The following is a 22,516-nucleotide window of genomic DNA, read 5'->3' as shown; positions in this document are numbered from 1 at the left end:
TGATCCCGGGCCGGATCGCCGACGCCCTCCGCCGGCACCGGCTTCGTCTCCCCGCCAGGTCGGCACCGTGAACGTCGGAGCCGTCGGGAACGACGCTGCGCGGCCGGGGACGGCGAACGGGCGGGGCCCTGGTGGTCCCGCCCGTTCTGTTCAGTGTGTCAGCACTGTTCGCGGTGTGTTCTGGTCTTGGTGAAGAGCTCGGGGAGGCCCCCACCGGCCTCCCCGAAGCTCTATCCCACCAAATGGAGAAAGGTCTTCGGGACGCGCTGCGGTCAGCGGAAGCGCGCCGTGTAGATGTCGCCGTCCCTGATCCAGGCGAGCTGGAGGGAGGCGAACATGTCGTCCACGATGTCCTCGTCCGGGAGCCCGTAGTGCTCCCCCATGCTCCGGCCGCGGTAGTGCCACAGGAGTCCTGCCTGGACCTGGGCGGCGTCCGCGGTGTGCTTCCCGCACGAGCGGGCGCAACGGTAGAGCACCTGGCCGCTGCGGTCGTACTCGATGGCCATCACCTGCTGACACATCGAGCTCCGCAGCTTGCCTGCCGCGGCTGCCTGTAGCAACGTCTGCGCCTCGAGACGTTCCATATGGCACCCAACCCCTCTCCGGGCGACGATCGGGCCTCACCGAGGCGGGGCCCGGTCAGGCACTGCATGACGACGACTGGCGTGTTCGGTTGTGCGATGCGCGACGCTCCATCGAAGGCGATTGCCGGAGCGGAACCCGGAGGTTTCGCACCGTTCCGCCTGTCGCTGCCCGGAACGTCGGTTAGCGGCATTTGAGACCGGGACAACGGTCGCACACCTGGCGCGGCCGTGTCTATGTGCATTGTCACATTCATCGTAACATGCATCGACACCGGGCAGATGCACGTGCATCTGCGCGCCCATCCTCCCGTGCAGTCACTGTGTGTAATGTGCAACACTTGATCCGATCGACTGCGGGGATGTCGGAATCGTCCGCTGCGGTGTCCGTCTGGTATTCCCCGCCGGCGCCCGGTTCCACGCCTCCGGCATTCGGCGCAAGCAGACAGATCCGGCCGGACCTACCGGCCACTGGTGGAAGGATCTCTATGGACATGGCACGCAACGGCATCCCGGCAGGGGAACTCCCCTCGACGCTGACCTGGCGCAAGAGCAGCCGCAGCGGCCCCAACGGCGGCAACTGCGTCGAGCTGGCGGCGCTCCCCGGCGGGGACGAGATCGCGGTGCGCAACTCCCGGTTCCCCGAGGGTCCCGCCCTCATCTACACGATCGGCGAGATCCGGGCCCTGGTCGAAGGCGCCAAGGACGGCGAGTTCGACGACATGATCGCTTAGGACCGTCGGACGGAAGCCCAACGGCGACAGACTCACCCTGGCAGGACCGGCCCGACGGGCTACCCTGTCAGGGTGAGCTGTTCCTGCCGGACGGATCCCCGCGAGAGGAGGTGGGCGGTATGGCGAGCAAAGAGGACAACCCGACCGGGCCCACAGCGCTGCGGATGATCATCGGCGGGCAGCTGCGCCGCCTCCGCGAGGCCGCGGACATCACGCGCAAGGAGGCGGGCTTCGAGATCCGCGGCTCCGAGTCGAAGATCAGCCGCATGGAGCTGGGCCGCGTCTCGTTCCGGCTCAGGGACGTCGAGGACCTCATGGTCATGTACGGCGTCAGGGACCAGGCCGAGATCGACCGCGTCCTCACCCTGTGCCGCGAGGCGAACAAGCCCAGCTGGTGGCACCCGTACGGCGACGCCCTGCCCGACTGGTTCGCCACCTACCTCGACATGGAGAGCGCCGCCTCCACGATCCGCACCTACGAGGTGCAGCTCGTGCCCGGCCTGCTCCAGTCCCGCGACTACGCCCGCTCGCTGCTCATGCTCGGCTACGGGCACACCCCGCTCCAGGAGATCGACAACCGGATCGACGCGCGCATGGCGCGGCAGAAGGTGCTCGACCGCGAGCACGACCCGGCGACCCTGTGGACGGTCATCGACGAGGCCGCGCTGCACCGGCCCTTCGGCGGGCGCACCGTCATGCGCGAGCAGCTCGTCTCGCTCATCGAGGCCTGCGACCGGCCCAACGTGCGGATCCAGATCGTGCGCTTCACCAGCGGCGCCCACTCCGGCGCCGGCGCGCCCTTCACGTGGCTGCGCTTCGCCTACCCCGAGCTCGACGACGTCATCTACATGGAGCACCTCACCGGCGGGCTCTACCTCGACCGGGACGCCGACGTGGACGCCTACCAGGCGGCGATGGAGCACCTCTGCGTGCAGGCCGCCCAGCCGCGCGAGACGCCCGACATCATCCACAAGATCATCCGCGACCACTACTCTTAGTGACCGCTTCTCGGTTCCGGCGCCCGGAACCGGCCCCTGGACGCTTCCGCCCGATCCTCGTGAATTCACCCTGAAGAGTGAACTCGGGGTGCCGGGAATGCCCGGGCACGCCGACGGCGCGCGGCCCGGGGGCCGCGCGCCGTTCGCAGAGCGGTGCGGGCTACGCCTTGTAGGCGATGCCGCCCATCATGATCTTGTGCCAGGGCTCGAGGTCCTCGACGGCCGGGACCTCGCGGTCGGGCTCGCCGGGGAACCAGCGGGGGATGAACTCCAGCTTGTCGTCCACCAGCGGCAGGCCCAGGAAGTGCTCCCGGATGCGCTCGGGCGTGCGGATCCAGCCGTTGCCCAGGGACTCCAGGCCGGCCTGCTCGATGGCCTTCTGGAGCGGTTCGCCGGTGTCCACGAAGTCGGTGATGAGCAGGTAGGAGCCGCTCGGGCAGGCGTCCATGAGGACCCGCACCCACTCGTCGGGCTGCTCGTCGTCGTGGAAGTGCATGTGCAGGCCCACGACCATGAGCCCGATCGGGCGGGTGAAGTCGAGCGCGGCCTGCACCTCCTCGTTGTCCAGGATGCTCTGGGGGTCGCGCAGGTCCGCGGTCACGATCGTCGTGGACTTGTTGGTGGCCAGCAGGGCCCGGCCGTGCGCGAGCACGATCGGGTCGTTGTCCACGTACACGACCTTCGCGTCCGGGTTGATCGCCTGCGCGATCTGGTGCGTGTTCTCCATCGTGGGCAGCCCGGCGCCGATGTCGAGGAACTGGTCGATCCCCTTGCGCGCCATGTACTCCACGCCCTTCTTGAGGCCGGCGCGGTTGTCGAGCGCGACGTCCTTCGCGTTGGGCACGTACTTCATGTAGGCGGCCGCGCCCTCGCGGTCGGCCGCGAAGTTGTCCTTGCCGCCGAGGATCGCGTCGTAGACGCGGGCGATGGTCGGCCTGGAGATGTCGAAGTCGGGCACGTATTCGTCGTTCTCTGCCATGGCTCAGCCTCTTCGTCGAAGGTACGTTGCGCACATCGTACGACCTTGATCACACTGCCGGGCTTCGGGATCACTCCATCGGGCCCCACAAGTCCCAATGGGCGCAAGCGAACCGGTGGCCGCACCAGCCACTGAGGACCAACCGGTTCGCACAGGCATGCGGGAACGCGGCGGGGCCCGGCCGGACGGCCGGGCCCCGTCGCGCGGCGCCTATTCCCCTTCGTCGGCCGGGTTGGCCTCGATCCACGCGGACACGGTGTCCTCGCGGATCGCCTCCCACAGGCTCGTCGCCTCCGGGTTGTCGGCCTCGGGGTTCTCGAGGTCGTACGTGTAGACGACGACGGACTCGCCGTCGATCGTGTCGGTGCCGAGGTTCGGCGTGGTCATGAAGACCAGGTCGTCGCTGCGCAGGTCCATGAGGCTGATCGCCGTCGACACCACGTTGAACTCGGTGTCGACCTTGACCGCGTCCGAGGTCGACTCGATGAAGCTGGTGAGCCGGCCCCGGTCGGTGAGGACGCCGGCGCTCAGCGCCGAGTCCATGATGGCCTTGATGAGCTCCTGCTGGTGCTGCATGCGGGCGAAGTCGCCGCGGTTCCACTGGTAGCGCTGGCGCACGTAGTCGAGCGCCTCCTCGCCGTTCAGCAGCAGCGGGCCGGCCTCGAAGTAGCGGTGCTCGCCGTGGATCGAGGTGACGCCGTTCTCGTCGTAGTAGTCGGGGGCGTCGGCGGGCTCGATGTCCATCGTGACGCCGCCGAGGGCGTCGACGACCTGGACGAGGCCGGCGAAGTCGATCTCGACGACGTGGTCGATGCGGACCCCGGTGAGCTCCTCGACGGTGAGCACGGTCAGCGGCACGCCGCCCCAGTGGTACGCGGCGTTGAACTTCGCGTCGTCCCCGGTGTACTCGGGGTAGTTGCTGGCCTCGGGGTACTCGGGGATGTGCACGTACAGGTCGCGCGGGATCGAGACCCCGTACGCCTCGGTGCCCTCCTCGTTGACGTGCATGAGGATGACCGTGTCGGAGCGGGCGTCCTCCTCCGCGTTGCCCTCGCGGTGGTCGGAGCCGACCACGAGGATGTTGAGGGCGCCGTTGAGCCGCTCGGGGCGCTCGTCCTCGGGGATGGCCTCGAGGTCGAACGGCCGGTCGAGGTCCGCGTCGGCGGTCTTGGCGGTCGACCAGATCGCGAACCCGCCGCCGGTGGCCGCGATGGAGGCCACCAGGCCGATCCCGGAGCCGATGAGGCCCCGCCGGGTCGGTCCGCCGGCCGCCGCCGCGGCGACGCGCGCGCCCCCGCCGCCGCCCGCGGGCGGCACCGAGGCGCTGCCGCGGTAGTTGGAACCGGAATACGTCATGGCGCCAGCTTACGTGGTGTCCGCCCGCCTCCCGGACCGCGCACGCGGGGCGGGAGGCCGGAGCACGCTCAGACGGCGGTGAGCTTCCCCGCAGCGCGCTGCGCCGCGAAGTAGTCGATGGTGGCCTTGAGGCCGGCCTCGTAGTGGACCTGCGGCTCGTAGCCGAGGAGTTCGCGGGCGGCGGTGAGGTCGGGGCGGCGGCGCTCGGGGTCGTCGGAGGGCCGGTCGGTGTACTCGATCGGGGACGAGGAGCCGGTCAGGCGCAGGATGACCTCGGCCATCTCGCCGACGGTGAGCTCGTACTCGGTGCCGAGGTTGACCGGGCCGTACTCGCCGGACTCGAGCAGCAGGACCAGGCCGGCCACGAGGTCGTCGACGTAGCACAGGGAGCGGGTCTGGGAGCCGTCGCCGTGGATGGTGAGCGGCTCGCCCGCGAGCGCCTGGGAGATGAAGTTCGGGATGACGCGGCCGTCGTCGGGGCGCATCCGCGGGCCGTACGTGTTGAAGATCCGCACGATCGCGGCGTCGAGGCCCTTGTGGCGGTGGTAGGCCGCGACCGCGGCCTCCGAGAAGCGCTTGGCCTCGTCGTAGCAGGAGCGGATCCCGATCGGGTTCACGTTGCCCCAGTAGGACTCCGGCTGCGGGTGGACGAGCGGGTCGCCGTAGACCTCGGAGGTGGAGGCCATGAGGAAGCGGGCGCCGTCGGCGAGCGCGCGGTCGAGCGCGTGGAGGGTGCCGACGGAGTCGACGCGGAGGATCTCGACCGGGAGCGTCTCGAAGTCGACCGGGCTCGCCGGGCACGCGAAGTGGAGGACGGCGTCGAACGGCTCGTCGCCGACGGGGAGGCCCTCGGTGACGTCGGCCTCGACCACGGTGAGGCGCTCGTGGGGGTCGAGGTTGGCCCGGGAGCCGGTGGAGAAGTTGTCGACAGCGGTCACGTCGCAGCCCTTCGCCAGGAGCGCGTCGACCAGGTGGCTGCCCACCAGGCCCGCGCCGCCCGTGACGAGGATGCGGCTGCCGGTTCCGTAAGTAGTCATCAAGATCCCAGATTATCAGGGTTGGCCTGGCGTTCACCTGGGCGCAGGCTGTGCATTCGCTCAACGCACGCCCGTGTGCCCGTCAGTACGCGCCCTTTCGGCGCAATACTACGGCGACGGTGCGGAAAAGGATCTGGAGGTCGGTCGTGAGGGACCAGTTGTCGACGTAGTAGAGGTCGAGGCGGACCGCGTCGTCCCAGGAGAGGTCGGAGCGGCCCGAGACCTGCCACAGGCCGGTGATGCCGGGGCGCACGAGCAGGCGGCGGCGCACGTCGCCGAGGAAGTCGCCGTTCTCGGCCGGGAGCGGGCGGGGGCCCACGAGGCTCATCTCGCCGCGGACGACATTGATGAGCTGCGGGAACTCGTCGATGGAGGTGCGGCGGAGCCACTTGCCGACCTTGGTGATGCGCGGGTCGTCCTTCATCTTGAACAGCAGGCCGTCGGTCTCGTTGTGCATCATGAGCGCGGCCTGGCGCTCCTCGGCGTCGATGTACATGGTGCGGAACTTCCAGCACGAGAACGTCTCGCCGTCGCGGCCCACGCGGTTCTGGCGGAAGAACACCGGCCCGGGGCTGTCGGACTTGATCGCGATCGCGACGGCCAGGAACAGGGGCGAGAGCAGGACCAGGCCGAACACCGAGGAGGAGATGTCGAGCACGTTCTTGATGAGCCAGCCGATGCCGGAGATCTTCGGCTCCTCGACGTGCAGGAGCGGCAGGCCCTCGACGGGGCGGATGTGCACGCGGGGGCCGGCGATGTCGGTGAGGGCGGGGGCGACGACGAGGTCGCGGCCGGTGCCCTCGAGCTGCCAGGCGAGGCGGCGCAGGTCGGCGGCGTCGGCCGAGGCGGAGCCGCACACGGCGAGCGTGTCGGCCTCGAGGCGCTCGGCGCAGGTGACGACGTCGGTCCCGGCGAAGACCGGGACCGGGGTGTCGAGGTTGCGGACCGAGGAGGCGCCCTCGGTCACGTATATGCCGACGGGGACCAGGCCCGCGGCGGGGGCGCGGCGCACCGTCCGGTACACCTCGAGCGCCTCGGGGTAGGCGCCGATGAGCAGGACGCGCTGCACGCCCTTCCCGGCGAGGCGCATCTTGTGCAGGCCGTACCGGGCGGCGTAGCGCAGGCCGCAGACGAGGAGCGCGGCGGCGAGGAGGATGACGGCGACCGCGACGCGGGAGACGTCGGCCTTGAACGTCAGGGCCGCGAAGGACACGAGCGCGAGCATGAACATGGAGGCGCGGATGACGCGCTTGAACTCCTCGTTGCCCATGCCGAAGTAGCGGCGGTCGTAGGAGCCGGTGCCCCACAGGGCGAGCAGCCACGCGACCGGCAGGAACACCCACACGGTGAGGTAGAAGAAGTGGAGCTGGTCGTCGGAGTCGAAGCCGGCGCTCGGGGAGTGGGTGAAGTTGACGGCGATCACGGTGGCGAGCAGGGCCGCGAACAGGTCGACGCCCACGAGCGCGCCCTGGTAGTAGCGGTGCCAGTTCGAGGCGCGGACGAGGCGCCGCCAGGTGCGGCGGGTCGCTCCGTTCGTGACCAGCTGGGGGTCACCGCCCACGCGCGCACCGGCCACCTGCGTCCCCGTCCGTCCGTACGGAACACTTCCACGTCCGTGGAGATTATTTGCTGGACGTTCCAGGCTCGTAGCCACTGCACATCCCTGCGGTCGTCAGCTTACGGTGGAGGTGAGTGTCCGCGGGCGGAGATCGACGCTGCGTCTCCTCATCACCGGGCGGCCCGCCGACACGGTACCCGACAACCTACACCTATTCAGCTCCTGCGGTATATTCGGCCGAGCTGAAAGCCGTTCCCACCACCCCGCGTGAGGAAGACCTCCTTGAAGATCATCGTCGCCCACAACAGGTACGTCTCGGAACGGCCGTCGGGCGAGAACGTCGTCGTGGACAACGAGATCGCCGGTCTCCGCGACGCCGGGGTCGAGGTCGTCCCGTTCATGCGCTCCTCCGACGAGATCGCCTCCCTTCCCCCGCACGAGAAGGCGAAGCTGGCGACGTCGCCGATCCACGCCCCCGGGACGCAGCGGCGCCTCGCCGAGCTCATCGAGCGCGAGCGGCCCGACCTGCTCCACCTGCACAACCCCTACCCGCTGCTGTCGCCGTCGGTGGTCCGCACCGCGCACCGCGCCGGCCTCCCGGTGGTGCACACCATCCACAACGTCCGGCACGACTGCATCAACGGGCTGTACTTCCGCGACGGCCGCGAGTGCCGGGACTGCCACGGGAAGCGCTGGAACGGGCCCGGGGTCCTGCACGCCTGCTACCGCGGCTCGCGCGCGCAGAGCGCGGTCATGGCCGTGGCCCTCGGCGCGCACCGCGACACCTGGCGGTCGGTCGACCGGTACCTGGTGCCCACCGACGCGATGGCCGCGTTCCTGCGCAGCATCGACATCCCGGACGAGCGGATCCGCCTGAAGCCGAACACGGTCACCGACCCCGGGGTCGCCCCGCTCGGCGAGGGCTTCCTGCTCGTGGCCCGGCTCTCGGAGGAGAAGGGCGTGCAGCTGCTCCTCGACGCGTGGCGCGAGGCGCGCCCGGGCGTGCCGCTGCGCATCGCCGGGGACGGCCCCCTGCGCGGCCTCGTCGAGGACGCCGCCGCCGCGAACCCCGAGATCGAGTACCTGGGCCAGCTCGAGCCGGCCGACCGGGACGCCGCGATCGCGGCCGCCGCCGCGGTCGTCGTCCCCTCGGTCTGTGGGGACCTCCTCCCGACCGCGGGCGTCGAGGCCATCGCCGCCGGGCGCGCGCTCGTCGTGACCGACAAGGGCGGCTCACCGTTCATCGTCGGCGAGTCCACCCCGGCCCCGGCCGGCGTCGTGGCGCCGACCGACCCGGTCGCCCTGGCGGCCGCGATCAACACGGTCGCGAAGGACCCGGCGCCGTTCGCCGCGAACGCGCGCGCCCGCTACGAGTCGGTGTTCTCCCCGGACGTGACGCTGCGCCGCCAGATCGAGATCTACGAGGAGCTCCTCGCCGAGCGGCGGTGAGCCCCCGGCTCAGCGGAGCGTGGCGCGGGCGTTGACGGCGATGCTCGCCAGCAGGAACAGCGCGTTCACGGTCCCGAAGAACAGCATCACGAACGCCATGAGCTCGGGCCGCAGCAGCGCGAGGGCGACGGCGGCGATGACGAAGCCGTAGTCGCGGACGAGCTTGATCAGCCGCACGATGATGTTGGTGCTCTTGACCATCGACACCGAGGCGTCCTCTTTGGCCATGACCGAGGTGACGAGGTTCGTCATGTTCACGGCCGCGTACGCGCCGCCGCACCAGGCGGGGACCCACGGCGCGTAGGCGCTGGTGACGGCGACGACGGCGGCGACGACCGACACCTGGACGGCGACGTCGGCGAGGATGTCGACGCGCGCGCCGGCGTCGGAGCCGGTGCGGGTGACGCGCGCGAGCTGCCCGTCGGCGCAGTCGAGCATGTACGCGGTGTGCCACAGCACGAGGGCGCCGAGGGCGACGGGCCACCACGGCGCGCCGTCCTGCGCCGCGGGGATGTAGGCGATGACGGTGGCGCTGGTGCCCAGGCCGAGCACCAGGTTGAGCAGGGTGAGGTGGGTCGGCTTGAGGCCGGTCCGCCATGCGGCGTAGGCGAAGAGCGCGCCGCCGCGCTGGTCGAGGAGGGTGGCGAGGCCGCCCCCGCGGTGGGCGGCGAGGAAGTCGGCGGGCCGGCGGGGCGGGCGCTGTTCGGACACGCGGCGATCCTATCGGGGCGGGGGCGCCGGGCCGGGACTGCCGGGGCTGCAACGGAGGCGGCGGGCGCGGCGACGGTGCGTCGCCGGACGGGACCCCGTTGTGTCAAGATCCCGACACCACCTCCTCGGACGACTCCCTAATATGAGCGCGACGTACACCATTTGGGACGAAACAACTTCTCCTTTGGTAGCCAGCGCATGACCAAGCGTCCTAGAGTTGATGGACGTTCGATTCCTGGGGAGGGACATATGGGCGACGAGGTGACCGGCTCTGCCTTGAAGCACTGGGATCACCCCGCGTATTCGGCGAGACTCCAGGCGGGACGAGCGGCCCTCGCGCAGTTGCTCTCCGAGGAGCGCCTGGACCGCGGCCGGCCCATGACGGGCCTCGAACTCGAGCTGGACCTCCTTGAGCCCGACGGGAGTCCGGCGTTCGCGAACGACGCGGTGCTGGAGCACCTGCACACCTCCGGCGAGGAGGACGCGCTGTACGGCGCCCAGCACGAGCTGGGGGCGTTCAACCTCGAGCTGAACCTGCCGCCGCGGCTGCTGGACGGGGCCGGGCTGTCCTGGTACGAGAGCGATCTGGCGGCGGTGCTGGCGGAGGTGCGGGAGGCGGCCGGGAAGGCCGGGGTGCAGATCTGCCCGATCGGGACGATGCCGACGCTGTTCACCGACCACATGGGGGTGGACGCGCTGTCGCGGGCGCGGCGGTACCGGATCCTCAACGAGGAGATCATGTCCCAGCGGGGCGAGGACCTGCGGATCGAGATCGAGGGCGCGGAGTCGGTGGACTTCACGTCGTCGACGATCGCGCCGGAGTCGGCGAACACGTCGGTGCAGTTCCACCTCCAGGTCGCGCCGGAGGACTTCGCGCGGTACTGGAACGCGGCGCAGGCGTTCGCGGGCGTGCAGGTGGCGACGGCGGCGAACTCGCCGTACCTGTTCGGGCGGCAGCTGTGGGCCGAGACGCGGGTGATCCTGTTCGAGCAGGGCACGGACACGCGGCGGCCGCAGCAGCGGGCGGCGGGCGCGAAGCCGCGGGCGTGGTTCGGGGAGCGGTGGATCGGCGGCGTGCTCGACCTGTTCGACGAGAACTACCGGCACTTCGCGCCGCTTTTACCGCTGTGCGACGAGGAGGACCCCGCGGCGGTCGTGGCCGGCGGCGGGGTGCCGTCCCTGCGGGAGCTGCGCTACCACAACGGGACCGTGTACCGCTGGAACCGGCCGGTGTACGACGTGCACCGGGGCCGTCCGCATGTGCGCGTGGAGAACCGGGTGGTGGCGGCGGGGCCGACGGCGGTGGACATCTGCGCGAACATGGCGCTGTTCTACGGCCTGGTCGCGTCCTTCGCGGACGCGCCGGTGCCGCTGAGCGAGCGGTTCTCGTTCGCGACGGCGGCGGCGAACTTCCGGGCGGCGGCGCGGCACGGCATCAACGCCGACCAGGAGTGGCCGGGCCTGGGATTGGTCCCGGTGCGGCGCCTGGTGCTGGAGGAGCTGCTGCCGAAGGCCGCGGAGGGGCTGTCGTCGCTGGGGGTGAGCGGCCGGGACGCGGACCGCTACCTGGGGGTGATCGAGGCGCGGTGCCGCCGGGGCGTGAACGGCGCGACCTGGCAGGTGGCGCGGGTGCAGGTGGCCGAGCACCGGCAGCGGCTGGAGCGGCGGGACGCGCTGCGGGCGATGGTCCTGGACTACGCGGCCCGCGCGGCGGACGGGCGCCCCGTGCACGAGTGGGACGTGTGAGCGCGTGAGCGGCCGGGCCCCGCGGGGCCCGGCCGCTTTCGCTTGCGCCGCTTGCGCTCTGTATTCCTTATATCTCTGTGCGCTCCTAATATCTCTGCGCGCCCCTACTCGGCGCTCGCGTCGCCGCCGAGTTTGCGGCGAGTGCGGGCGGCGGTCTTCTTGGCGCGCCGCGCGGGGGCCTCCTGCGGCTCGTCGGCGTCGACGGCCTTGAGCTCCTGCACCCAGTCGACGTCGGGGTTCGGGTCGTCGTCGCCGGCCTGCGGCTCCCATTCGGCGCGCTTGGCGGCCTCCTGCTTCGCGGCGCGCTCGGCGTCCTTCGCGGCCTGCTTCTCGCGGCGGGTGGGGCGCTTGGGCTTGGCGGGGGCGGCGGCGAGTTCGCGGGTGTCCTCCTCGTCGTCGTAGGCGGAGGCCGGGGAGGGGACGGTCCAGCCGGGGGCGGACTCGACGAGGCCGGCGGGGGGCCCGGCCGGCTCGGGCCGGTCGTCGAGCTGGCCGCCGGCCTTGGGGAGGGCGCACACGACGAGGGAGCCGAGGAGCCCGGCGATGGCGGCGTAGGGGCCGACGAGCATGACGGCGAGGGACTCGGCGTTGTCGAGGCGGGAAGGCCCGGCGACGAGGTGGGCGACGGTGACGATGAGGGGCCCGGCGATGCCGGAGGCCGCGGCGATGCGGTACCCGGAGGAGGAGATGTGGCCGCGGCGGGCGAACGCGGCGACGACGGCGCCGATGACGAGGGACCCGGTCACGAACGGGAGCGCGATGGAGAACCCGCGGGTGCCGAGGAACGTGTCGGGCCCGGCCCACGAGCCCCACACGGCGAGCTCGGTGACCGGGGAGACGCGGTCGCCGACCTCCCAGAACACCCCGAGGACCGCGAGGAGCCAGACGAGGCCGGCGGAGGCGCCGACGTTGACGGCCACGGACCGGGAGGAGAGGCCGATGAGCGCGAGCGCGAACCCGACGGCGGCGCCGAGGCCGGCGGCGATGAGCGGGTCGACGGGGAAGCGGGAGAAGCCGGCGCCCTGCTCGGCGGAGAGGGAGACGAGGGGGCCGACGGCGAACGCGCCGGCGGCGGAGGCGAGGACGGCGGCGACGCGGGTGGCGGGGGTGGCGCGCGAGGAGGCCCGGGAGCCGATCGCGCCGGAGGCGAGGCCGCCGACGACGCCGGACGCGGCCGAGAACCACGCGACCCACGCGAGGTTGGCGTTCCAGCGGTAGTCGAGGACGGGGTCGGCGGCGCCGGGGGCCGCGTCGGCCCAGGAGAGGAGCCCGAAGCCGTAGGCCAGGCCGAGCTGGGCGAGCGCGGCGAGCGCCGCGACCGCGAACCCGGCGCCGACGGTCTTCGCGGCGGATCTAGGTGACATACGTCGCACGCTACTGCGTGTACGCAATGGAGTCTCGTACGGCCGGTCCGGTGAGCGCGGAGGCCCCGGGCCGTCTCACACGCAGGGAAACGTCCCGGCCCCGGGCCGGGGCCCCGGGCTATGCTCGGACCATCAAGGCCACCTGCCCGGTCGCCGTGCGAGATCATGCCGATCAGCGAGGAGCATTGCATGTCCGACGCCTACGAGGCCCTCACCGCGAACCTCGCGGCCGCCGACCCCGAGATCGAACGGCTCATCGAGGCCGAGGGTCGCCGCGAGTCCGAGAAGATCCGCCTCATCGCGTCCGAGAACTACGTGTCCCAGGCGGTCATGGAGGCGACGGGCTCGATCCTGACCAACAAGTACTCCGAGGGGTACGCCGGGAAGCGCTACTACGAGGGCCAGCAGTTCATCGACCCGATCGAGCAGCTGGCCGTCGACCGGGCCAAGGAGCTGTTCGGGGCCGACCACGCGAACGTCCAGCCGTACTCCGGGTCCCCCGCGAACCTGGCCGTCTACCTGGCGTTCCTGAACCCGGGCGACACCGTCCTGGGCATGGCCCTCGACATGGGCGGGCACCTGACCCACGGGCACGCGGTGTCCGCGACGGGCAAGTGGTTCAACAACCCGCGGTACGGCGTCCGCAAGGACACCGGCCTGATCGACCTCGACGAGGTCGCCGAGATCGCCCGCAAGGAGCGCCCGAAGCTCATCATCTGCGGCGGGACCGCGATCCCCCGCACGATCGACTTCGCCGGCTTCAAGGCCATCGCCGACGAGGTGGGCGCGGTCCTCATGGCCGACATCGCGCACATCGCCGGGCTCGTGGCGGGCGGGGCGCACCCGACGCCGGTCGGCCACGCCGACGTCGTCACCACCACCACGCACAAGACCCTGCGCGGCCCGCGCGGCGCGATGATCCTCGCGAACGAGGAGCACGCGAAGGCGATCGACAAGGCCGTGTTCCCCGGCCTCCAGGGCGGCCCGCACAACCACACGACCGCGGCGATCGCGGTCGCGCTGCGCGAGGCCGCGAAGGCGTCGTTCAAGGACTACGCGGCGCAGATCGTGAAGAACGCGAAGGCGCTCGCCGCCGCGCTCGCCGAGCGCGGCTTCGACCTGGTCTCGGGCGGCACCGACAACCACCTGATCCTGGCCGACCTGACGAGCAAGGGCATCGGCGGCAAGCCGGCCGCGAAGGCCCTCGACATCGCGGGCATCGAGCTGAACTTCAACACGGTCCCGTTCGACACCCGCAAGCCGTTCGACCCGTCGGGCCTGCGCCTGGGCACCGCCGCGGTGACGACCCGCGGCATGGGCGAGGGCGACATGGACGCGATCGCGGGCTGGATCGACCGGGCCGTGGGGGCGGCGAAGGACGGCAAGGACGCCGAGCTCGAGGTGATCGCGGGCGAGATCCGCGAGTACACCAAGGCGTTCCCGATCCCGGGCTGGCGCGCCTAGCACCCGTACAGACACGGACAAGAAGGGCGTCTCTCCACCGGAGGGGCGCCCTCTGCGTGTGCACTGCGCAACACTCCGGAAAAATCTCGGACCGGAGTGCATCAGGTGCGCGGCCGAGGGCGTCTTACTGTCATCGAGTCCCCGCGGAGGAACCCACAAGGGACTGTCCACTCTCACCAGTCAAGGAACCCTGCCATGTCTGCACCCTTTTTCCGGCCCGAGCGCGCCCCTCTGCGCCTGGCCGCCCTGCTCGGGGCCGCCGCCCTCGGCGCCGGGGCGTTCGCCCTCCCGGCCCAGGCCCAGCCCGCCGAACCGGAGATCGCGTTCGACCACCCCGAGGTCCTCGAGGCCGGCGCCGGGTTCTCCCCGGCGACCCTCGACATCGAGTTCGGCGACGACTTCGAGCCCGACGCCCACAAGGTCACCGCCGTCCTCGAATGGGAGAACCAGGAGGAGATGCACTACGGCGGCGTCAGCACCGACGACGGATTCTGCGGGATGGACGCGACCTACAACACCCTCTCGTGCATCGCCCACGACGCCGACGGCTCGCTGCACTTCGAGCTCGAGTACGGGGCGCTCGACGCGGCGCAGGCGGGCGAGTGGGGCTACACGCTCACCGTCATGGTCGACGACGAGAGCGTCGCGGTCCAGGAGGGCGTCACCGAGATCGTCGTCCCCGACCACGACGGCCAGTACCTGCACGGCGGCGTCGACTTCGACGGCGTGGCCCCGGGCGACACCGCCGCGGTCAAGCCGGACGTCTACCAGCTGGACGCGCTCCCCGAGGACACCGCGGCCGTGGTCGTCACCCTCGCCGGAGCCGAGTACCTCCCCCACAACCTCGCCTTCGCGCAGGCGGTGTTCGACAACTGCACCGAGCTCGAGTACGGCGACGTCGCCTGCCTCGTCACCGACTTCGAGGACGCCCCGGGCACCGGGTTCACCCTCAGCGAGCCCGTCCCGTACCTCGTGAACCAGAACGCCCCCGGCCCGATCGAGGTCTGCGGCTGCTACTACACCGTCGCCGCGATCGACGCCGAGACCTTCGAGTCCGAGTACGGCGGCGTCTTCTGGGACGAGGGCTCCGACAACCTGCTCGGCCTCGTCTCCACCGGCGCCACCGGCGAGTTCGGCCAGCCCTACGCGGGCGCCATCACCATCAGCAGCACCCCGAACGCGTACGACCTCGCCGTCGGCGACGAGAACATCAAGGGCGCCAACGGCGACGAGGTCGACGTGACCGTCAAGATCGAGAACTCCGAGTCGACCTGGGCCCCGAGCTTCTTCGACGGCCCCGGCTCCTACGCCCTCGTCGGCCACCTGCCCAAGGGCACCGAGCTCGTGTCCGTCGACGACACCGACTCCTACTACTGCGAGGACGACGCGGACCAGTACTTCCGCGAGACCACGCCCGCGATCGAGGACGTCGAAGGCGCCGACTTCATCTGCATCTTCGCGGAGTTCCCCGCCCTGAGCGAGACCGAGCTCGACCTGACCGTCGAGATCACCGACGCCAAGGCGGACGCGAAGGGCTCGCTCCAGCTCGTCGCCTTCGGCGACACCGAGTACCCGGGCGCCCTCGACGGCGACCTGTCCAACAACACCGCCGACCTCACGCTCAACGCCGACGGCAGCGGCTCCGGGAAGCTCCCGAAGACCGGCTCGTCCATGACGTGGATCCTGGCCGGCGCGGCCGCCGCGCTCGTCCTCGGCGTGGTCCTGTTCGTCCTCACCCGCCGCCGCAAGGCCACCGCCGCCGAGTAGCCCGAGGCGACGAACCACCAGGACACCGGGCGCCCGGCCTCCACAGGCCGGGCGCCCTGCCGCGTCCCCGGAGCACCGGTCGGCACCGAACGTTTCCCCGGTGCCGCGCAACCGGCAGCGGCCTCCGGACGTTTCGGACACGGGGGGATCGACACCGACGAAGGGAGCCCCCGATGGCGTCCAACCGAATCCCGATCCGTCTGGCCGCCGCGGCCGCGGCGCTGCTCGCGGCGGCCGCCGCCGCCCCGGCGCAGGCCCAGGCGCAGGACGAGCACCCCTACCAGCCGTACCTCCACGCCGACCTGGCGTTCACCGGGGTCGACCCGGGCGGCTCGGTCGAGGTGAACCCGCGCTTCCTCCAGGACGCGGCGCTGCCCGCCGACACCGGCGCGATCCTGGTCCAGTTCGGCGGCCCCGCCCGCAACGGGCAGACGGTCGACGGCCTCGAAGTCGACGCGCCCTACGACAACTGCTTCACCGGCTCCTCGTTCTTCGACGACCCGCGCGGCCGCGCCTGCTTCTTCACCGAGTTCGAGGACCTCCCCGGGGAGGTCTTCACGTTCACCGGGCCGGCGACCTACACCGTCGACCCGGACGCGCCGGGCCCCTTCGAGGTCTGCGCGTGCGCCTACACCGTGCAGGCGGTGAGCGCCGACGAGCTGGACCTCTACGGCGTCCCGTGGTGGGACCCGGACTCGCCGAACCTCCTCGGCCTCACCACCGCCGACACCTGGGACGGCCCAGGCGCCTCGGACCCGGAGTTCGGCGGGGACATCACCATCGAGACGACCGAGCACCCGTACGACCTCGCGGTCGCCGACGTCCCGGTCGCCGGCGGTGCGGGCGACACCGTCGAGACCGCCGTCGAGGCGTCCAACGCGGGCCCGGCCGGCGCCCTCTTCCAGAACATGGAGCCCGGCTCGTACACGCTGCGCGGGCAGCTGCCCGCGGGCCTCGAACTCGTGTCGTTCGACCCGGATTCGGCATGGGAGTGCCTCGACCCCGCCGATCTCGAGGCCGAATACGACCGGGCGGCGGCCGAGGGGACCGCGCTCGACCGGTTCGACTTCGCCTGCTTCACCTTGAGCGTCGAAGCCGGGGCGGAGCTGCCGCTCGGCCTCACGGTCCGCATCGCCGACGCCGAGGCGACCGCGGGCGGCCTGGTCGAGATCGACGCGGTCCGCGACGGCGGCGTCCCGCCGCTCCTCGACGCCGACCTCGGCGACAACACCGCCGTGTTCGACGTGGAGGTCGACGCCGACGCGACCGCGCCCCCGAAGCTCCCGGCCACCGGGAACGAGACGGCCGCCGGCCTCGCCGCCGCAGCGGCCGCCGTCCTGGCCGGCGCGGCCCTGCTCGCGCTGGCGCGGCGCAGGGTCCGCGGCTAGGGCCGGGCGCGGCGAAACGGGCCCCGGCCGTGGCGGCCGGGGCCCGCACCCGTGTCCGGGCGTGCGAAACGCGCCGGGCCCTGGAGGGCCTTCGGCGCGTTCAGCGGGTTGAGTGTTGCAGTCTGGGCGCGGCGCCTTGTGGGCGCGCTCGCCGCTCGGACCTAGCGGGCCAGGCCGGCGAGGGCGCGGCCCTCGACGCGGTCGGCCACGCGGCGCAGGACGCCGGCGGTCGAGAGGCGGACCTTCTCGGGGCGGGTGACGCCGAAGGCATACGGCTTGTCGGCCCGCCCGTCGTCAACGACCGGGGCGTTCGGCAGGGCCGAGGTGGCAACGGTGTTGGCGGCGTCGACTGCGAGGTAAGCACCTACGAACTCGTACATGATGGTTTCCTTCCCGGCGGGGTGCGCCGGATTGTTGATGAAGGGGGATTGGCCGCTCGTCGATGACGCCATTGTCGACGGCGGGGAGCCGTCGCGGTCGCCTTGGACCGCTTCGGGAGACCGCTTGCAGGAGCGGTTCGGGTTCACCGTTCCGGCTCCGCTGCTTCCGGGCCTCTGCGTCAATGTTAAGCCCGTCCGACGAGGAAATCCAGGGATTTCGCGTGGGTCACAGGTGTCCCGCGACACTGTCTACAAAGAACTGAGTTACCGTTCGGTCATCGAATTCGGGAGGCGTCCAAGGGCCCCGTGGCGGTACGCTGTCCGGATGCGGGACTTGGGAGTTCGCGTCGGCCACTGGACCGGCGAGCACACCGGCTGCACGGTGCTGCTGTTCGAGGAGGCCGTCCTCGCCTCCGGCGAAGTCCGCGGCGGCGCCCCCGCCAGCCGCGAGATCGAGCTCCTCGACCCCCTCCGCTCGAACGCCGGCATCGACGCCGTCCTCCTCACCGGCGGCTCCGCGTTCGGCCTCGCCGCCGCCGACGGCGTCATGCAGTGGCTCGCCGAGCGCGGCCGCGGCGTCGCCACCCCCGGCGGCACCGTCCCGATCGTCCCCGCCCTCGGCCTCTACGACCTCGACGGCACCGGGACCGCCCCCGCCGCCGCCCAGGGCTACGAGGCCTGCGACGCCGCCATGGCCCCCTTCGAACCCGCGCTCGACGGCCCCATCGGCGCCGGCCGCGGCGCCACCGTCGGCCAGTGGCGCGGCGTCACCCTCCCCTCGGGCCTGCGCACCGCCACCGTCAGCGCCGGACCCGTCGTCGTCGCCGCCCTCGCCGCCGTCAACGCCTTCGGCGAACCCGGCCCCCTCGACCGCGGCCTCCTGCGCCCCGAGGGGTTCGCGAGCGGGACCTTCGGACGCAACACCACCATCGGCGTCGTCGTCACCAACGCCCGCCTCGACAAGGTCGAGTGCGCGCTCGTCTCCCAAGGCGCCCACGACGGCCTCGCCAAGGCCGTCAGCCCGGTCATCCACACCCGCATGGACGGCGACGCGTTCATCGCCGCCGCCACCGGCGCCGTCCCCGCGAACGTCGACGTCGTGCGCGCCCTCGCCGTCGAAGCCGTCGCCGAGGCCATCAGCTCCGGCGCCTGAACCGCGCGCGGCGCACAACCGCGACACGGACACCGGGCCCCGCGAGACCGACGCCGCCCACCGGCCCCCGAGCCGCGCCCGCCGCGGCCGCGACCCGCGCTCGCCATGGACGGACCGCGTTAGGCTCCACGGCATGACCCGACGCATCGGCGCCGCCCTCGCAGCCCCGCTCCTCCTCCTCGCCGGCTGCACCCAGGCCGACGCCGACGAGCCCGACGCCGGCACCAACGCCGGCACCGACGCCGCCACCGAGGCCCCCGCCGCCCCCGACGGCTGGCTCTACCAGCTCAGCGGCTACGAGGACGACGCCCTCGACGCCGTCGCCGCCGCACCCCAGACCACCGCCGTCATCGACCTCGCCCGCGACGGCGGCGACGGCTACTGGACCGCCGCCGAGATCGCCGCCCTCCACGACGCCGGCAAGACCGTCTACGCCTACTTCTCCATGGGCTCCATCGAGACCTACCGCCCCGAATACGACGCCGTCACCGCCTCGGACGCCGGCCTCGTCCTCAACCGGTGGGACGACTGGCCCGACGAGCACTTCGTCAGGTACTGGGAGCCCGACTGGTGGGACCTCGTCATGCAGCCCCGCCTCGACCAGGCCATCAGCGCCGGCTTCGACGGCGTCTACCTCGACGTCCCCAACGCCTACGAGGAGATCGACCTCGCCCTCGTCCCCGGCGAGACCCGCGACACCCTCGCCCGCAAGATGGCCGACCTCGTCATCGCCGCGGATGAATACACAGCCGAGTACGGCGCCGACCGGCCGTTCGCGATCCTCCCCCAGAACTCCCCCGAACTCGTCCACCAGGACGGCTACCTCGACGCCATCGACGGCATCGGCATCGAAGAACTCTGGTTCCTCAACCCCGACACCCCCTGCGACGAGGACTGGTGCGCCGAGAACCTCGACAACACCCGCGCCATCCACGACGCCGGCAAGCGCATCCTCGCCGTCGACTACGCCGCCGACCCCGCCAACCGCGACGCCGCCTGCGCCCACTACGCCGAAGAGGGCTTCTGGGGCGCCGTCGCCGGCGTCGACCTCGACACCGTCTACGAACCCTGCCAGTAGACCGCGCCGAAGTCCTCGACCCCGTCAGGCGTTAAAAGTCCCTTCCGCGACCGCTTCATCTGGTACATCGCCTGATCCGCGGCCCACAGCGTCTGCGCCGGGTTCCCGCCCGACGCCAGCCGCGCCCACCCGATCGACACGTCCACCGGCGTCCCCGGCACCGAGTACTCCCAGTTCTCCGCCGCAACCGCGATCCGGATCCGCTCCGACACCGCGTCCGCGTCGTACTCCGTCGCCCCCGGCAGCACCATGATGAACTCGTCGCCCCCGGTGCGCGCCAACAGGTCCCCCGACCGCACCACGCTCGACAGGAGCGCCGCCAACCGCTGTAGGATCGCGTCCCCCGCCTGGTGCCCGTGCGTGTCGTTCACCGCCTTGAACCCGTCCAGGTCCAGCACCGCGATCATCCCGTCCCCCTCGACCTCCGCGAGGAACGCGTCCAGGCGCCGCCGGTTCGGCAGCCCCGTCAACTCGTCCGTGTTCGCCCGGTCGGCCCACCCCGCCGCCGCCCGCCGCAGCTGGTCGTGGTCCACCAGCGCCGCCGCCGACGCCAGGTAGATCGTGTGGAACTCGTTGATCTGCTTGTACAGCGCGTACGTCGTCGCGTGCGCCGCCAGGATCGACGCCGCGTGGTCGCCCTTCGCCACCAGCGCCAGCGACCGCAGGTGCTGCGGCTCCATCACCCCCAGCGTCTCGTCCCCGATCTCCCGCGCCTCCAGCACCTCCAGGGCCTCCAGCCCCCGCGCCTGCGCGATCAGCCGCGACGCCCGCGCCATCGTCCGCAGGTCCAGCGCCTCCACCGACGACGTCTCCTCCGGCAGCAGGTGCTCTACCGACCACTGCTCGCTGAACCCCAGGAGGCTCAACCGGGCCAGCGCGTAGTGCACCCACTCCAGCTCCCGCGTGTCCAGGTCGTGCAGGTTCGGCTTCACCCGCCGCAGCTCCTGCCGCAGCAGGCCCGTGCACGCCCGCGGATCGCCCGTGTAGTACCGCAGCAGCGCGTCCCGCACCCGGATCTCCACGCCCTCCACAGAGGACCTCGTCACGCCGGCGCGCTCGGCGAGCATGTGGCACTGGTCCAGCGCCCCCGCCGCCTGCTGCTGGTACCCGCAGTTCGAGAGGATCACCGCCAGGTCGTACCAGGCGTCCACCGCGGCCTGGCTCGCCTCCGTCATCGACCGCAGCGCCCGGGACGACAGCACCAGGCGCTGCGCGGTGAAGTCGAGGGACTTGATGTGGTGGTGGTAGTACCAGGCCGCGAGCGCGTGGTACTTCCCGTCCAGGCGCGGGTCCCGGCACCGGGCGACGGCGGTGCCGGCCTGGTCGATCGTGTTCGGGATCTTGTCGATCGCGCGCTGGCTGATCTGGCCCTGGAGGATGAACAGCCACGCCTGGGCCCGCTGCTGGGCGGTCTCGGAGTTGTAGACGATCCAGGTCGCCTCGCTGACGGCCTCGGCCACCTGGCCGGACCGCATGAGTCCGCGCAGACGCCGGTACTGGTCGGCATAATCACGCGCTGACGTGAGCTCCCTCCGTGGCGTCACGCGCTCTATCCTGCCACCGCCGCGCCGATATATCCAGTGCCGCAGGTGCGGGGCGCCGTCCGATGCGACCTCGGAAGGGCATGGGCGCGAAGCGTTCTCCCCCCTCGGGGCGTTCGGGCCCCTAGAGTTGGGGCAGTGCCCGAAATGGAAGGATGGTGGGCTTTGCTCCCTGTGTGTCCGTGCGTCGCGTGCGGCGAGCCGCTGCCGGTGGCCGCCGGTGCGACCGTCGTGGCCTGCGGCTCCTGCGGGACGTCGCTGCACGGGCGGCCCGCGGCCCGGCGCCTGGTCGACCCGGACTGGGCGGCGCTGCCGCCCAAGGCGACCGGGCGGTACGCGGACGACACGCCGGAGGCGATCGTGGTGCCGGACGCGATGGTGCCGTTCCGGGTGGAGCGGGCGACGGCGCGGCGGCTGCTGCGGGAGGCGGCGCGGCGGCGGTGGTTCGCGCCGCGGGCGTTCCGGCGGGTGGACGAGTCGGAGTCCTTCCGGGCGGCGTACCTGCCGCACTGGGTGTGGGGGGCGTGGACGCGGTCGCGGTACCGGGCGGCGCGCGGGGACTTCTACTGGTCGCGGGCGGGCCGGGCGGGGGCGCGCGGGAGCCGGGTGCGGGGCGTGCGGTGGCGTCCGGCGGCGGGGTCGGTAGACCTGGTGTTCGCGGACGTGGCGATCCCGGCGACGGTGCGGGTGGAGGCGCGGATGCTCGCGGACCTGATGCGGGACTGGACGCTCGGCGATGCGGTGCCGTTCGACGCGTCGCTGCTGGAGGGCTGCTGGGTGCAGCGGTACGACCTGGAGCCGGAGGTCGGGCTGGAGCTGGCGAAGGCGCGGATGGCGGCCGGGATCGAGCGGGAGGTGCGGTCCCGGGTGGGCGGGGACGCGCAGCACGTGCCGGTGATCGAGACGGCGTTCTCGGGCCTGGGGTACCGGCTGGTGCTGCTGCCGGTGTGGCTGGCGTCGTACCCGCACCGGGGCGGGCGGCGGATGGTGGCGGTGCACGGGGAGACCGGCCGGGTGGTGTGCGGGCGCCCGTGGAGCGGGCCGAAGCTCGGTGCCGCGTTCGCCTTCGCGGCGGCTGTGGCAAGCGTCATACTGTATTCGGTCTTGTAATCCGTTTTCGTCCGGACCGGGAGCCGGACGGCATGGTATGCGAAGCGGTTACCGGATGAACATGAACTACTGTCTGGTGAACGCAACCCCGCTGGTGGACGACGCGTGTTCACCGCGAGGCG

General features: G+C 71.8%; 19 protein-coding genes. 10 read left to right on the top strand and 9 right to left on the bottom strand.

Annotated elements, in window-relative coordinates; all coding sequences use genetic code 11:
* Positions 1-272: 272 nt before the first annotated feature.
* Positions 273-521, bottom strand: coding sequence for a hypothetical protein (locus EIW28_RS21505; RefSeq protein WP_125249778.1), 249 nt, complete (start codon positions 519-521; stop codon positions 273-275).
* 548 nt (positions 522-1,069) lie between these two features.
* Here EIW28_RS21505 and EIW28_RS21500 point away from each other — a divergent pair.
* Positions 1,070-1,315 carry a DUF397 domain-containing protein gene (locus EIW28_RS21500; protein WP_125249777.1) on the top strand — a complete coding sequence of 82 codons (246 nt, stop codon included), beginning with the start codon at positions 1,070-1,072 and terminating at the stop codon, positions 1,313-1,315.
* 110 nt (positions 1,316-1,425) lie between these two features.
* A complete protein-coding gene (locus EIW28_RS21495; protein WP_408612236.1) occupies positions 1,426-2,313 on the top strand; it encodes a helix-turn-helix domain-containing protein in 888 nt (295 codons plus the stop codon).
* Between the two features lie 160 nt (positions 2,314-2,473).
* On the opposite strand, the gene EIW28_RS21490 is transcribed toward EIW28_RS21495, so the two are convergent.
* The 4 genes from EIW28_RS21490 to EIW28_RS21475 form a co-directional block, all read right to left on the bottom strand.
* A complete protein-coding gene (locus EIW28_RS21490; protein ID WP_125249775.1) occupies positions 2,474-3,292 on the bottom strand; it encodes an SAM-dependent methyltransferase in 819 nt (272 codons plus the stop codon).
* Between the two features lie 210 nt (positions 3,293-3,502).
* On the bottom strand, positions 3,503-4,648 hold the full coding sequence (locus tag EIW28_RS21485; protein ID WP_125249774.1) for an LCP family protein: 1,146 nt from the start codon (positions 4,646-4,648) through the stop codon (positions 3,503-3,505).
* Positions 4,649-4,716: 68 nt separating this feature from the next.
* Complete coding sequence (locus tag EIW28_RS21480; protein ID WP_125249773.1) at positions 4,717-5,685, bottom strand: UDP-glucuronic acid decarboxylase family protein; 969 nt, start codon at positions 5,683-5,685, stop codon at positions 4,717-4,719.
* A gap of 82 nt (positions 5,686-5,767) precedes the next feature.
* Entirely contained in the window at positions 5,768-7,246 is a 1,479-nt protein-coding gene (locus EIW28_RS21475; protein ID WP_232014108.1) for a sugar transferase, read from the bottom strand.
* A 279-nt stretch (positions 7,247-7,525) separates the two neighbouring features.
* Between EIW28_RS21475 and EIW28_RS21470 the strand changes: the two genes are divergently transcribed.
* Positions 7,526-8,692: a glycosyltransferase family 4 protein gene (locus tag EIW28_RS21470; RefSeq protein ID WP_125249771.1), complete on the top strand. Its 1,167-nt coding sequence runs from the start codon at positions 7,526-7,528 to the stop codon at positions 8,690-8,692.
* 9 nt (positions 8,693-8,701) lie between these two features.
* On the opposite strand, the gene EIW28_RS21465 is transcribed toward EIW28_RS21470, so the two are convergent.
* Positions 8,702-9,403, bottom strand: coding sequence for a CDP-alcohol phosphatidyltransferase family protein (locus EIW28_RS21465; RefSeq protein ID WP_125249770.1), 702 nt, complete (start codon positions 9,401-9,403; stop codon positions 8,702-8,704).
* 249 nt (positions 9,404-9,652) lie between these two features.
* On the opposite strand from EIW28_RS21465, the gene EIW28_RS21460 reads away from it, so the two are divergent.
* On the top strand, positions 9,653-11,149 hold the full coding sequence (locus tag EIW28_RS21460) for a glutamate--cysteine ligase (protein ID WP_125249769.1): 1,497 nt from the start codon (positions 9,653-9,655) through the stop codon (positions 11,147-11,149).
* A 104-nt stretch (positions 11,150-11,253) separates the two neighbouring features.
* Here EIW28_RS21460 and EIW28_RS21455 read toward each other — a convergent pair whose 3' ends face one another.
* On the bottom strand, positions 11,254-12,513 hold the full coding sequence (locus EIW28_RS21455; protein WP_125249768.1) for a hypothetical protein: 1,260 nt from the start codon (positions 12,511-12,513) through the stop codon (positions 11,254-11,256).
* A 189-nt stretch (positions 12,514-12,702) separates the two neighbouring features.
* On the opposite strand from EIW28_RS21455, the gene EIW28_RS21450 reads away from it, so the two are divergent.
* The 3 genes from EIW28_RS21450 (at position 12,703) to EIW28_RS21440 (ending at position 17,132) form a co-directional block, all read left to right on the top strand.
* Entirely contained in the window at positions 12,703-13,977 is a 1,275-nt protein-coding gene (locus EIW28_RS21450; RefSeq protein WP_197717412.1) for a serine hydroxymethyltransferase, read from the top strand.
* 195 nt (positions 13,978-14,172) lie between these two features.
* Positions 14,173-15,744 (top strand): LPXTG cell wall anchor domain-containing protein, encoded by a 1,572-nt coding sequence (locus EIW28_RS21445; RefSeq protein ID WP_125249766.1) that lies wholly within the window; start codon positions 14,173-14,175, stop codon positions 15,742-15,744.
* A gap of 173 nt (positions 15,745-15,917) precedes the next feature.
* A complete protein-coding gene (locus EIW28_RS21440; RefSeq protein WP_125249765.1) occupies positions 15,918-17,132 on the top strand; it encodes an LPXTG cell wall anchor domain-containing protein in 1,215 nt (404 codons plus the stop codon).
* Between the two features lie 161 nt (positions 17,133-17,293).
* On the opposite strand, the gene EIW28_RS21435 is transcribed toward EIW28_RS21440, so the two are convergent.
* Positions 17,294-17,512 carry a hypothetical protein gene (locus EIW28_RS21435; RefSeq protein ID WP_125249764.1) on the bottom strand — a complete coding sequence of 73 codons (219 nt, stop codon included), beginning with the start codon at positions 17,510-17,512 and terminating at the stop codon, positions 17,294-17,296.
* A 325-nt stretch (positions 17,513-17,837) separates the two neighbouring features.
* Here EIW28_RS21435 and EIW28_RS21430 point away from each other — a divergent pair, with 325 nt between their 5' ends.
* Positions 17,838-18,665 (top strand): P1 family peptidase, encoded by an 828-nt coding sequence (locus tag EIW28_RS21430; protein ID WP_125249763.1) that lies wholly within the window; start codon positions 17,838-17,840, stop codon positions 18,663-18,665.
* 133 nt (positions 18,666-18,798) lie between these two features.
* Complete coding sequence (locus tag EIW28_RS21425; RefSeq protein ID WP_125249762.1) at positions 18,799-19,743, top strand: endo alpha-1,4 polygalactosaminidase; 945 nt, start codon at positions 18,799-18,801, stop codon at positions 19,741-19,743.
* Here EIW28_RS21425 and EIW28_RS21420 read toward each other — a convergent pair.
* A complete protein-coding gene (locus EIW28_RS21420; RefSeq protein WP_125249761.1) occupies positions 19,725-21,287 on the bottom strand; it encodes a GGDEF domain-containing protein in 1,563 nt (520 codons plus the stop codon). The genes EIW28_RS21425 and EIW28_RS21420 overlap by 19 nt on opposite strands.
* 162 nt (positions 21,288-21,449) lie before the next feature.
* Here EIW28_RS21420 and EIW28_RS21415 point away from each other — a divergent pair, with 162 nt between their 5' ends.
* Complete coding sequence (locus EIW28_RS21415) at positions 21,450-22,394, top strand: hypothetical protein (protein ID WP_125249760.1); 945 nt, start codon at positions 21,450-21,452, stop codon at positions 22,392-22,394.
* Positions 22,395-22,516: the final 122 nt, after the last annotated feature.

It is taken from the genome of Glycomyces terrestris (assembly GCF_003933745.1).
GTDB lineage: Bacteria > Actinomycetota > Actinomycetes > Mycobacteriales > Micromonosporaceae > Glycomyces > Glycomyces terrestris.
This window is presented reverse-complemented; position numbering and strand designations above follow the sequence as displayed.

Excerpts from the sequence above, each read along its gene's own strand:
- EIW28_RS21505 (WP_125249778.1), bottom strand. The coding sequence starts at position 521 with ATGTGTCAGCAGGTGATGGCCATCGAGTACGACCGCAGCGGCCAGGTG.
- EIW28_RS21490 (WP_125249775.1), bottom strand. The coding sequence starts at position 3,292 with ATGGCAGAGAACGACGAATACGTGCCCGACTTCGACATCTCCAGGCCG.
- EIW28_RS21440 (WP_125249765.1), top strand. The coding sequence starts at position 15,918 with ATGGCGTCCAACCGAATCCCGATCCGTCTGGCCGCCGCGGCCGCGGCG.
- EIW28_RS21480 (WP_125249773.1), bottom strand. The coding sequence starts at position 5,685 with ATGACTACTTACGGAACCGGCAGCCGCATCCTCGTCACGGGCGGCGCG.
- EIW28_RS21485 (WP_125249774.1), bottom strand. The coding sequence starts at position 4,648 with ATGACGTATTCCGGTTCCAACTACCGCGGCAGCGCCTCGGTGCCGCCC.
- EIW28_RS21455 (WP_125249768.1), bottom strand. The coding sequence starts at position 12,513 with ATGTCACCTAGATCCGCCGCGAAGACCGTCGGCGCCGGGTTCGCGGTC.
- EIW28_RS21430 (WP_125249763.1), top strand. The coding sequence starts at position 17,838 with ATGCGGGACTTGGGAGTTCGCGTCGGCCACTGGACCGGCGAGCACACC.
- EIW28_RS21450 (WP_197717412.1), top strand. The coding sequence starts at position 12,703 with ATGTCCGACGCCTACGAGGCCCTCACCGCGAACCTCGCGGCCGCCGAC.
- EIW28_RS21425 (WP_125249762.1), top strand. The coding sequence starts at position 18,799 with ATGACCCGACGCATCGGCGCCGCCCTCGCAGCCCCGCTCCTCCTCCTC.
- EIW28_RS21460 (WP_125249769.1), top strand. The coding sequence starts at position 9,653 with ATGGGCGACGAGGTGACCGGCTCTGCCTTGAAGCACTGGGATCACCCC.
- EIW28_RS21445 (WP_125249766.1), top strand. The coding sequence starts at position 14,173 with ATGTCTGCACCCTTTTTCCGGCCCGAGCGCGCCCCTCTGCGCCTGGCC.
- EIW28_RS21435 (WP_125249764.1), bottom strand. The coding sequence starts at position 17,512 with ATGTACGAGTTCGTAGGTGCTTACCTCGCAGTCGACGCCGCCAACACC.
- EIW28_RS21500 (WP_125249777.1), top strand. The coding sequence starts at position 1,070 with ATGGACATGGCACGCAACGGCATCCCGGCAGGGGAACTCCCCTCGACG.